At 66.2% G+C, this 10068-nt stretch carries 12 protein-coding genes; 2 read left to right on the forward strand and 10 right to left on the reverse strand.

Features of this window, described 5'->3' with window-relative positions:
• The 9 genes from ITP53_RS50370 to ITP53_RS50410 form a co-directional block, all read right to left on the reverse strand.
• On the reverse strand, nt 1–1066 hold a 1066-nt coding region (locus tag ITP53_RS50370; protein ID WP_195902605.1), incomplete at its 3' end, for a tyrosine-type recombinase/integrase.
• Entirely contained in the window at nt 1066–1272 is a 207-nt protein-coding gene (locus tag ITP53_RS50375; RefSeq protein WP_138664004.1) for a helix-turn-helix domain-containing protein, read from the reverse strand. The genes ITP53_RS50370 and ITP53_RS50375, both read right to left, overlap by 1 nt.
• Before the next feature lie 14 nt (nt 1273–1286).
• Nucleotides 1287–2897: a replication initiator gene (locus tag ITP53_RS50380; protein ID WP_195902606.1), complete on the reverse strand. Its 1611-nt coding sequence runs from the start codon at nt 2895–2897 to the stop codon at nt 1287–1289.
• Nucleotides 2894–3049 (reverse strand): hypothetical protein, encoded by a 156-nt coding sequence (locus ITP53_RS50385; protein ID WP_195902607.1) that lies wholly within the window; start codon nt 3047–3049, stop codon nt 2894–2896. Before ITP53_RS50385 ends, ITP53_RS50380 begins: the two co-directional genes overlap by 4 nt.
• Nucleotides 3046–4464 (reverse strand): FtsK/SpoIIIE domain-containing protein, encoded by a 1419-nt coding sequence (locus ITP53_RS50390; RefSeq protein ID WP_195902608.1) that lies wholly within the window; start codon nt 4462–4464, stop codon nt 3046–3048. Before ITP53_RS50390 ends, ITP53_RS50385 begins: the two co-directional genes overlap by 4 nt.
• A gap of 82 nt (nt 4465–4546) precedes the next feature.
• The gene (locus tag ITP53_RS50395; RefSeq protein ID WP_195902609.1) at nt 4547–4861 is read right to left on the reverse strand and encodes a hypothetical protein; all 315 of its coding nucleotides are present in this window, start codon (nt 4859–4861) and stop codon (nt 4547–4549) included.
• Nucleotides 4858–5274, reverse strand: coding sequence for a plasmid replication, integration and excision activator (locus ITP53_RS50400; RefSeq protein ID WP_195902610.1), 417 nt, complete (start codon nt 5272–5274; stop codon nt 4858–4860). Before ITP53_RS50400 ends, ITP53_RS50395 begins: the two co-directional genes overlap by 4 nt.
• A gap of 127 nt (nt 5275–5401) precedes the next feature.
• On the reverse strand, nt 5402–6133 hold the full coding sequence (locus ITP53_RS50405) for a GntR family transcriptional regulator (RefSeq protein WP_195902611.1): 732 nt from the start codon (nt 6131–6133) through the stop codon (nt 5402–5404).
• Between the two features lie 147 nt (nt 6134–6280).
• The gene (locus ITP53_RS50410; protein ID WP_195902612.1) at nt 6281–6514 is read right to left on the reverse strand and encodes a hypothetical protein; all 234 of its coding nucleotides are present in this window, start codon (nt 6512–6514) and stop codon (nt 6281–6283) included.
• Nucleotides 6515–6890: 376 nt separating this feature from the next.
• Here ITP53_RS50410 and ITP53_RS50415 point away from each other — a divergent pair, with 376 nt between their 5' ends.
• Entirely contained in the window at nt 6891–8363 is a 1473-nt protein-coding gene (locus tag ITP53_RS50415; RefSeq protein WP_195902613.1) for a helix-turn-helix domain-containing protein, read from the forward strand.
• Between the two features lie 679 nt (nt 8364–9042).
• Entirely contained in the window at nt 9043–9402 is a 360-nt protein-coding gene (locus ITP53_RS50420; protein WP_195902614.1) for a hypothetical protein, read from the forward strand.
• 137 nt (nt 9403–9539) lie between these two features.
• On the opposite strand, the gene ITP53_RS50425 is transcribed toward ITP53_RS50420, so the two are convergent.
• The gene (locus ITP53_RS50425; protein ID WP_195902615.1) at nt 9540–9785 is read right to left on the reverse strand and encodes a hypothetical protein; all 246 of its coding nucleotides are present in this window, start codon (nt 9783–9785) and stop codon (nt 9540–9542) included.
• Between the last annotated feature and the right edge of the window lie 283 nt (nt 9786–10068).

The following is a 10068-nucleotide window of genomic DNA, read 5'->3' on the forward strand; positions in this document are numbered from 1 at the left end:
AACCCCGCCTGACGACAGAGATCGTGGAGAGCCCGTTGCCGAGAGATCGGCACGGCGGGTTCGGCGAGCGGCCTGGGGAAACGGACCGAGAGCAATCCCGGCACCGCGCCCCAGGCCGACTCAACAAGTGCAGCCCTTGCACCCCCATCTCCTTGAGCGCGTCGGCCCACTTGGCCTCACGCCGGAAGTTGCTCCCCCGGAGGAACGCCCCGCGCTTGCCGAGAAACACGAAGGAGTCTTCGGCCTCATCGACATACTTCGCCAGGTGTTCGGCGAAAATCGGGATGATCACTGAGGGGATGCTGACGGTCCGCCGGCCAGCCTTCGACTTGAGCGGCCCCAGGCGCATCTCCCCGTTGTCGAGTTCGAGGAGCTGTTCCCGTACGTGGATGGTGCGGGCTTGGAGGTCGATGCTGGATCGCCGTAGTGCCGTCACCTCACCCCACCGCAGACTGGCGAAGGTGGTCAGCAGAATCATGGCCCTGAAGCGGCGGTCGGCCATCCGGTCGGCCAGTTCGAAGACCTGGGCCACGTTGAGCACCGGGCGTTCCGGAGTGTGCTCATTGCCCGCGCCCTTGATCCGGCACGGGTTGCGGCTGATCATCTTGTCCTCCTCAACCGCCGTCATCAGGACGGCGCGGAGCAGGCGGTATGCCTTCGCCGCAGTGGAGACGGAGACCCCACGGTCGAGAAGTCCGGCACGCCACGCACGGACTGTCTTCGCCGTCAGCTTGCCGACGGGCACCTTCCCCAGCGTCGGGACGATGTGACGCTCCAGCAGCCATGTGTACAGCTCCAGAGTCTTCGGCCGAAGCCCCGGACGCTCCTTGATCCAGTCACGCGCGTAGACGGCCAACTCGACCTTGCCTCGCTCGGGGTCGGTCCATTCCCCCGAGATCATCTGAGCCTCGATGAGCGTCAGAGCCCGATCGGCGTCCGTCCTGGTGCCGTAGGTCGTCGTACCTGTGTGGATCACGCCGTCCGGGCCGGGATAGCGAATCTGGAAGCGTCCAGAGGGGAGCTTGCGGATATTGCCGAAACGCCGGTGACCATCCTTGTTGGCCATCAGGCAGCCCTCCCCGTGACGTTGCTGCGCGTGAGTGGTGTGACGGTGCCCGCGACGACGAAGGCGATCAGGGCCGATTCGCGGATGCGGACGTGTCGGCCGACCTTCACGAACTCGATGCGTCGCTCGGAGATCAGGCGACGGACGAAGCGAACCGAGGTGTGCAGCAGCTCGGCCGCTTCATCGACGGTCAGTAGCTGGTCCATGCGTCTACCTCCCTTCACGCTGCCTGCGGAGTTGCCGAAAGATCTTGTCCGTCTGCTCTGGCCTGGAGTTCGGCCATGTGAGCGCGCCAGCGTTGCCGCTCGCGTACGGATCGAAGGAGCCGGACGGCAAGAGGAGCGACGTTGGCATCACCGGCCGGGATAGGCCGCCAGACGTAGCGGTGCGGGTCCACGGGCTCGTCGGTCTTGCCGAGAGCTTCCAGGACCCAGGTACGCCGGTCCTGCTTGTGCTCGGCCAGGGTCTTGTTCGACCACTTACGGGAGACCAGGACGCGGCGGCCTGCGTAGCCGAGGTGTTCGGGCTTGTGGGCTTTGGAGCGGCAGCGGCCGGGAGCCATTCCGGCTTTGGCGCCCTTGGGCTGGATGCCGTAGCGGAGCCAGTTCGGGCAGGTGGGCGAGCAGGGTTCATGGCGCAGGGCATCGACGAAGCGGGCCGCGTGCTCTTGCTGGGCCTGGCCGCCGTCGAGTGCTTCGCCGAGGCTCTTGGTGAGGTACTTGGACAGGTAGCGGATGCACTGGTCGGCGTCCTTGGTGCCCGCGAGCACGCCTTTGACGTCCACCTGCTCACCGAAGCGGATCACATGCAGTGGTTCGGCGTCCTCGTCGGCGTCCAGTTCGTCGAGGGCTTCGTCCCAGGTTGGTAGGACTTCTCCGGTGTTGGGGTCGAGGTAGCCGGTCTCTTCTTGCCAGATGGGCAGGTGCTCGCCCTCGAAGATCGCCTGATCGACGGAGGGCCACCACACCTGGTGGTAGGTGGCCGCCGCGATCTGCTTGATCTCCGCTCGTGGGAGCGTTCCACGGATGGCCATGTGCAGGTGCGGGGCGAGCCGCTTCTGAGGCTCCACGGTTGCGAAGTACTGCACGTCGAAGCCAGCCACACGGCGAAGGTTCTGCACGAACCGATCCACGAGCTTGGAGAAGTGCAGCGCGTCCCGGGCAGCGCGCGCGTAGTCGTAGGTGTCGGGATCGACCGGTACGCCGTCGCGGACCTTGCCGTACGAGGGCAGGGTGAGCGTGACGAACAGCGAGGGCCGGTAGATCTTACCGTCCGGGGCCTGGAAGGTCCGGCCAAGCGTGGTGTGGGCCATCTTGCGCTTGGGCAGGTCTGGTGCGTCCTGTCGCCGTTTGGTCGAGCGGGAGCGCTTGGATGCTGTCCGGCTGAGGACGTTGCCGCGCATACCTGCCGCGTTGATCTCCTCGTCCAGGCCCTCGATGACCGCGTCCAAGTCGGTCGTGTCGTCACCGATCTGTTCGGCCTCGTCGCGCTGGGCTTGGACGTCGGCGCGGAATTCGACCAGCCAGCGCTGTTCCTCGTTCGGGTCGTCCGGCGTGATGGTCGGTTCCTCGTCGAGGTGCCAGCCTTCCCGGCATTGCGCCTTGCGCAGTTGCTTGTTGCGCTTGGCACACGGTGGGCACTTGCTGTCCATCGGCGAACCGCACGGGACGTCGATGGTCTCCCACTGGCCGGTGTGGGTGTCGAGCCGCTTGAGCGGGACGGGCCGGATGCAGACGCCGTTCAGCTTGGCGACCTCTTCGACGACGTCGCGGGCCAGGGGCATCGCCAGTCGTACCGCTCGGGGTAGGGCGCGGTCGTGCGCATGGGTCATAGGGACCTCCCTTCGTCGGTGTCGGTGAGGATGAGCGCGGTCTGGCCGCACTCGCGGCATTCGACCTGGGCGCGGATCGGGTCGAGCCGGAGGGCGTTGAGCGTGCCGCAGGAGGCGCAGCGCAGCCCGTCCAGGATGTGAGCGAGCTTCATGCGGCCTCCCCGAACTGGGCGACCATGGCGCGAATGTCGGTGTCGGAGACGTAGGCGGCGCGGACCCGGATCGGTTCGGGTGAGGTCTCCAGGCGCATGTAGGCGACGCCGGCCCCTTGCTCGGGGATGGGTGAGATGTGGTCGGCGAGTGCACCCCTGTCGCGTGCGCCGTCACCGAGGACCATGTCCACTTGTTCGGATTCGTCGAGCCGTAGGGCGATCTTGTCGGGGAACAGGTTGCGGATGTTCATGACCTCCTTGCGCGGGTCTTGGAGAGCCGCCATCACGCCGACGCCGACCGAGCGGCCTTGGGTGGCGAGCGTGGCCAGGGCAGCGGAGATGCGCTGCCGCAGTTGCTTGTCGGGCTGGTAGGCGGTCAGGAACGCGACCTCATCGACGAGGACCAGGACGAACGGGTCCTCAACGGTGGGGACGTGGGAGCGCTGGAGTCCGGCAAAGCGGGCCGCGCGCTTCTGCATGACGCTGACCGCTTCGTCGAGGAGATCGGCGCAGTCTGCGGGATCGGCGGCGTAGCGGCCTTGGAACAGCTCGCGCCCGAAGGACAGTTCCATCAGCTTGGGGTCCAGCGCCCAGACTTGGGCCTGGCCCACCCGGATGGCGGGGAGCAAGCCGCGGATTGTGTCCCACAGGAACGACCCCTTGCCCGCCCCGGTCGCGCCCGCGATCAGGACGTGGGTTCCGTGCACCTTGAGCTTGAGCGGTCGGCCGTCCTCCTGCTTGCCGATCTCGACCGGTCCCACACTTGGCTCGTCAGGGACAGGTAGCGCGGGGATCGGCGTGGCCAGCGGATCACGGCGGGGGAAGATGAGCTGCAACCGTCCGCCTTTGATCAGCGCGACCCGGCAGGACGTAGCGCCGAAGCCGTGTGCGAGGTTGTCGATGCGGTCGGACCTGTCCTTGACCGCCTGGCCGCGCAGCATGCGCACGGTGATGCGGTCGGCCCAGCCGTCGCACTGGACGCGGACGAGCCAGGGCAGGTAGGCGCGTCCGTAGACGCGTTTGCCGAGGCCGGAGACGTCCATGACGGACTGCCAGTGACGGCGGTAGACCGACATGAGCCGCCACCAGGCCAGCAGTCGCCAGCCGACGAGATGGGCGAAGGACGGCCGGTCGATGAAGGCCCAGGAGACCAGGCTCAGCGCGACGATCCCGAACAGGGACGCCGCCAGCGGCCAGCCGTACTGGTACCAGGTGCAGACGAGGGCAGTGGGTACGGCCGTCGCCACTGGGTGCCGCCAGATCGTCCGGACCAGGGCGACGAGGAAGCGGTAGAGGTAGATGGCCAGGGTGATGATGGCGGGCGTGCGGACGACGGCCGGTTGGAAGACGATGGCGGTGTCCGGGGTGGTGGTGACCAGGTTGCGTGCCTCGTCACCGGGGAGCCTTTTGAACATTAGGCTGAAGTCCTCTCGTGATTCGCGTCAGGGGAGATGAGGGGCCGCCGGAAGGACCAGTTCCAGCGGCCCCGCTTGTTTGTCAAGCCGCCGGGTCGGCTGCGTCCTGGGCCGACTGTTCGGCGTGCAGGCACTCGCAGTCGGCCAGGTAGCGGGCGGCGGCGTTGAAGATGTGGCGGGCGAGGTCCAGGTCGGCGTCGGTGACCGGCCCGGCCCCGGTGGTGGAGATGTGCACGTCGGCCTCCGATGAGCGGAACTCCAGGTATGGGCGAGGGTTGCTGAGCAACATCCCGGCACTGACCTTCAGGCGCGGCGTGTGGAAGGAGACCCCCACATACGGCGTGGAGTCGGGCTTCATGGACAAGGTGACGTAGGTGTAGGGACGGTGCTCGCTCATGCAGCGGCCTCCTTGCTGTTGTTGGTGGACTTGACGTTGGTGCGGGGCGCGAGCATCTGCCGCGCCTTGATCGAGTAGGCGAGCCGCCCGGAGCCGTTGACGTACGGGGTGACGGTCAGCCCGTCGAACTCGACCGGCGTGAACGGCAGCCCCGCCACGGGAGCCGGGGCGACCGGCTGTGTAGGGCTGAGGATCTTTACCGCCACGGTCTTCTGAGCCGCCTTGAGCGACGGGTCGGCGTCCATGACCGGGATCTGCCAGACGAGTTCGCCCGTCTGCTTGTCCCGCGCCTGAACGAACCTGCCGTTCGTGGAGGCCTCGAAGTCCTTGACCGGCTCGACCTCCCCGACGGTGTAGCAGCCGTGCGGGAAGACCTGGGCGAACGTCACGGGGATGGGTCCCTGCATTGCCATGTTGGATCTCTTCTCTTCTTGAGCGGTCAGCCATCTTGACTGACCAAGTTGTAAGCCCATTAAGCACGAAGCCCACTTGGCCAGTCAAGTGGACCAAGCGGGCTTCGCGAAGAAGTTGGAACTCCGGCTACCGAATTGGGTAGGCATCCTCCAATTCGTGCCGGTCACCAGGCAGAACAGACTCCACCACCACCCACGGCTTGCCCGTGGCATCGCACGCGACCGCGTAGACGACGAGCAGCGCAGCCGAGCTCTTGACCCCCAGGAGCGAGCACTCTTCCTTGGTCGGATTGCGCGCGGTGACGTGCTCAATGATGTGATCCAGCGAAGCGCCGGCCACGTTCTCCACGTAGCGTCGCACGCCCTGCTTCAACTCCTCCGACTCGGCCAGCGCCGTACCTTGCGCCGCCTCAACCGGCAGCCAGGTGGAAGAGATCTCGGTCGGCTCGTTGTCGTGCTCGGTAAGCGAGCGCCGCAGCATGACCGGCGCCTTCGGTTTGAGCCCGAGATAGGACGCGATCCGGTTGGGTGCCTCGGCCTCTCCGGTCACCAGCAAGCGGCTGGAGACCTGGGCTTCCTTGCGGTCGAGGAGTTCGCGTCCGGCGCGCGCCTGCTGACTGGTCGGGATGGCCGGGCGCCCGCGTACGAACCGGCCCTTGCCCTGGTGGGTGACGATCCAGCCCTGATCGCGCAGTACACCGAGGGCCTTGACGACGGTCGGGCGCGCCATCGCGAATTCGGCCATGAGCTGGTGTTCACTGGGCAGCGGGGAGCCGGGCGGATACTCGCCCGAGTCGATGCGCCGCTCAAGTTCCGCGATCAGTTGCGCGTACTTCGGGGGCGTGTACTCAAATGACATCAGGGCTCCACATTCAACATGCCTGTCTAGCCAAGCAGGCTATCAGCGCATGCTGCTTAAGCAACCCCTTCTAGCGACACATGGGCGTACCCCAAAACGACGACGGCGCGGCCCCCACATCCAGGGAACCGCGCCGTCAAGCGCCACCTACACCGTCTGGCCTTCCAGCAAGGTCGCCCAGACCTCGGCAGCCTTGCTGTACGACCACCGGTGAGTCTCGTAGATCGTCTCTTCGCCGTCACCGTCGTATTCCGTCCGGCGGATGTACGACTGACCACCCAGGCGACGCAGCTCGTACACAGTTGACCGGCAGTGGCACGACCAGGCCACTACCCGGGCACGGTCCTCAGCCTTCGGCGGCTTGCGCCAGACCAACTGCATGTGCCCCTCCTGAACCTCGCTGATGTGTGGACTGAGGCAGCCCGTGATGATCTCCACTACGTGGCCCGCTTTCTGCCGACTCCGGAACACTCGAAGCAGGTCACCTGCACAAGCTCGACCGCCGTTCCGTCAAGACGGCGCAGCGCCTCGGCACGGCTCCTGCGCACCCAACGCCATCCCGTGGCCCGGCAGGCCCGGCACCTCTCACTTGTCGGTTGATCGCTCCGAGTCATGGGACAAGGGTCTTCACCTGCGGCAAGGCAACCCATCCCGAGCCGGAATCCTCGGACGGGATCAGCAATATCCCTTGACGGGATAACTCCGAACCGTGAGCGTTGAGTTACCGGCAGTCCAAGGACACAAGGGGAAACGGCACATGCCCGCAGACGGGGCCGAACCGGTCGTCATACCGGCCGACCTGTGGCAACGCCCCGACATGCACACCGCCCTCACACATCGCGACATCGGCCACCTCTTCCGACTCGTCCGCCAGTACGCAGGCATCAGCCAAACCCGCATCGGCGTCGCCGTGGGCTTCAGCCAGGGCAAAGTCAGCGAGTATATGCAAGGCAAGGCCCAAGTCACCGCACTCGACGTCTTCGAGCGCATCGCCGACGGTCTGCACATGCCCGACCCCGCCCGCATCACCCTCGGCCTCGCCCCGCGGATTCTCACCGGCGTCCCACACCCGCCCACACCCATCCCGCCACGGGATGGAACACCAGCAAGCAGCCTTCTTAGCGTGGAACAAGTAGTCATCGGCTCGCGCCAGCCCGACGACACTTGCGACGTTGACATGCTGACGCTGGCCTGGATCGTGGGAAGGCTAGATGGCCACATGGACCGCCGAACAATGCTGCTCATCGCAGCCGGACTGACCGCCGAAAGCGCCGCCTCCATCGCCAACCCATGGGAGCGCCTCACCCTGGCCCTCTCTGGAACTCGCGCCGATCAAGAGGACACGGTCGAACGCCTCGAAGCCCGCACCATCGGCTTCCACCGCCTCGAAGAGACCATGCCCGCCCGCAGTCTCTACCAGGGCCTCACCGCCCACCTCAACGAACTGAGCACCCTGCTACAGGCGGGACTCACCGACCGCCTACGCCGCCGGCTAGCCGCCACCACCGGCGAGGCCGCCGTCCTGGCCTCGTGGATTGCCTGGGAGATCAAGCAGCCGGGGCAGTCCGCCGCGTTCGACCGCATCGCCACGTTGGCGGCGGAGGAGAGCGGACACCCGATCATCCAAGCCTGCGCCTATGGCTACCGTTCGTACGCTACGCGTGGCGCCCCTGCCGTGCAGAACATCCGCCTGGCCCAGCAGTACCTACCGGCCCAGGGTGATAACGCCACCCGCGCTTGGCTGCTGGCCCGCGAAGCCGAAGAACTCGCCAACCTCGGTGACCGCCAGGCCCTCATCCGCCTGGAAGAGGCGAGGGACGCGTACGGCGAAGCGCGCCCGCAGCGTGAACGAGCCTGGACCCGCTTCCTGGACTCCGGCCGGATGGCCGCCTACCGGCTCTCGACCTACGTCAACCTCGGCGACGAACACCGCGTCATCGACGAAGGCCAAGCCGCCCTCAACGCCCTTTCGCACGAGACCGACCACAAGAAGATAGCCGCCGTCCACGCCGACATCGCCGCCGCCCAACTCCGCATCGGCGACCTTAACGAAGGCATCACCAGCGGACGGCCAGCCCTGGAAACCGCCCAGCGCACCGAATCCCGCCGGGCCTTCCAACAACTCGCCGGAGTAGAGAACGCCCTCACCGGCAAGCGCGATGCCTCAGCCCGCGAACTCCTGGCAGCCATCAACTCGGCACACCGAAGCCTGAGCCAACCGTCTGCCTGATCAGCTCAGAGACGCAGTCGCGCGCTGCCGAATTGTTCTTGTAGGTATCAAGGCGGCGGCGCGGCGCGCCGCCGCACCCCGGCCCTCCGCCCGCCCGCCGTCCGGGCGTGCGGCCTGGGGGCCGGTCCCGGACGGCGGCGGGGCACCGGGCCGGCCGCCGCACGCCTGCCGCGCCGTACTGACCGAACGCTCCGGCCGGGGTTGCCGCGCCGCCGCACAACTGCAGCCCTCACGATCGCCACGGCGTGGCTGGCCGCCTTATGTGCTTGGGGGCGATCGACGATCCAGGGTTCGTTCCTCACCCTGGCTCACCGAGCAACGTGGCTGATCACGGAACTTGACCCCTGGATCGTCGCATTGCAGGGTGGCGAGCTGTGGGCAGGAGACGTTACGTCGCCAGAGGCGTTCCCGGCGGCTATCGGATCTGGGACAACAAGGCGCGCTGCTGGTGGGGCGACCTCTGCGAGTTATGCCCTGATGATCTGCTCGACGAGTTGAACGGCGCGCGACTACGACAACATCACAGCTCTGCTCAAGTGTTATAGAGCCATGAAGCGGTAGGCGGCGTTCCCCCGTACTGCCAGATGGCCGACGGCGGCTGAAAGATCAGGATCGAGCAGGGCGGCCTGCGCGCGTGAGGCTGCTGCTGTAAGCGAGTGTGCTCAAGTATGTTCGCGCCATGGAGATCGCTGAGCTCGCAGATTTGATCTGGCTCTTCGAGGACGAGCCGCAAGGCGAGGACGAGGACGTTCCCTGGCCACTCGGCCTTCAGTCATTCCATCTCACCCGAGGTGTGATATCGGTCCTCTTCTCTATCCACCCGTCGGCGGGTGAGGCGTATATCAGCGTCTACGCGGACGGGGAGGAGATCACGTACATCAGGCCACGGCATCTCGGGAGGCTGTCCGTTGAGCGCGAGCGGTCCGGCTACGAAGGACTGAAGCTGTGGTTCCGGGAGGACTACAAGGAGCCGGTTGTGCTCCAGACCAAGCCCACGATCCGGCTCTCATGGGACGTGAAGCCCCTCGGCGACTGGTAGCCATCGACGCAGGTGGTGGGCTGATCGTGGTGTAAAATTGACTGCCGATCCAGTGGGAGCCACCTTGGGAGCCACCCGAGCAGACGATCGTAGTACCTGCCGTCCCAAGGCGTTCCGTCGCCGACCATGCGGCCTCGCTACGATCCGCGGATGTGCCGGCGTACTAGGCCGATCAGCCCTATCTGGATGACAAGTAGCACCAGCGCGATCACTCCCGATGCGGCGGTCATCTCTTCCTCTGAAAGCCCGCCAACACATTCCGTTATGTTGCCGCCCTCATATAAAGAGGCGCAGTCGCGTCCAAGGATCATGGCAACGATGAACCAGTTCGCAAGCAGAAGGGGGACCGCGCCCAGGACAAGGAGCAGTGCGATGTGGTTCACCCTCCCACTTGCCGGGTTCACCTTTGCCGGAACAGGTTCGAGACGCCCGCCTGTATCGGAATCACGACTCACTCCGAACACATAAGCATAGGCAAGCGATCACGACAAGGTCGGTACGGTGCACCTCCAATCCGGCCCGCCCTCCTCGCTGTCGAGTTTCCCGGTCGAATCCGCCGAGCCGAGAGCGCCTGCGGCGCCGCTTCGCGATCAACTTCGTTGACCCTCGACACGGCGGCCTCGCCCTGGGTCAGCAGCTACGAGGAAGATGGGGGAGGGGCAGGGG

Origin of the sequence: Nonomuraea cypriaca, from assembly GCF_015645445.1 — a bacterium.
GTDB classification, from domain to species: domain Bacteria; phylum Actinomycetota; class Actinomycetes; order Streptosporangiales; family Streptosporangiaceae; genus Nonomuraea; species Nonomuraea cypriaca.

What these genes read in the sequence shown, in the direction of transcription:
- ITP53_RS50375 (WP_138664004.1), bottom strand. Translation starts at nt 1,272, where the DNA reads ATGGACCAGCTACTGACCGTCGATGAAGCGGCCGAGCTGCTGCACACC.
- ITP53_RS50380 (WP_195902606.1), bottom strand. Translation starts at nt 2,897, where the DNA reads ATGACCCATGCGCACGACCGCGCCCTACCCCGAGCGGTACGACTGGCG.
- ITP53_RS50385 (WP_195902607.1), bottom strand. Translation starts at nt 3,049, where the DNA reads ATGAAGCTCGCTCACATCCTGGACGGGCTGCGCTGCGCCTCCTGCGGC.
- ITP53_RS50390 (WP_195902608.1), bottom strand. Translation starts at nt 4,464, where the DNA reads ATGTTCAAAAGGCTCCCCGGTGACGAGGCACGCAACCTGGTCACCACC.
- ITP53_RS50395 (WP_195902609.1), bottom strand. Translation starts at nt 4,861, where the DNA reads ATGAGCGAGCACCGTCCCTACACCTACGTCACCTTGTCCATGAAGCCC.
- ITP53_RS50400 (WP_195902610.1), bottom strand. Translation starts at nt 5,274, where the DNA reads ATGGCAATGCAGGGACCCATCCCCGTGACGTTCGCCCAGGTCTTCCCG.
- ITP53_RS50405 (WP_195902611.1), bottom strand. Translation starts at nt 6,133, where the DNA reads ATGTCATTTGAGTACACGCCCCCGAAGTACGCGCAACTGATCGCGGAA.
- ITP53_RS50410 (WP_195902612.1), bottom strand. Translation starts at nt 6,514, where the DNA reads ATGCAGTTGGTCTGGCGCAAGCCGCCGAAGGCTGAGGACCGTGCCCGG.
- ITP53_RS50415 (WP_195902613.1), top strand. Translation starts at nt 6,891, where the DNA reads ATGCCCGCAGACGGGGCCGAACCGGTCGTCATACCGGCCGACCTGTGG.
- ITP53_RS50420 (WP_195902614.1), top strand. Translation starts at nt 9,043, where the DNA reads ATGGAGATCGCTGAGCTCGCAGATTTGATCTGGCTCTTCGAGGACGAG.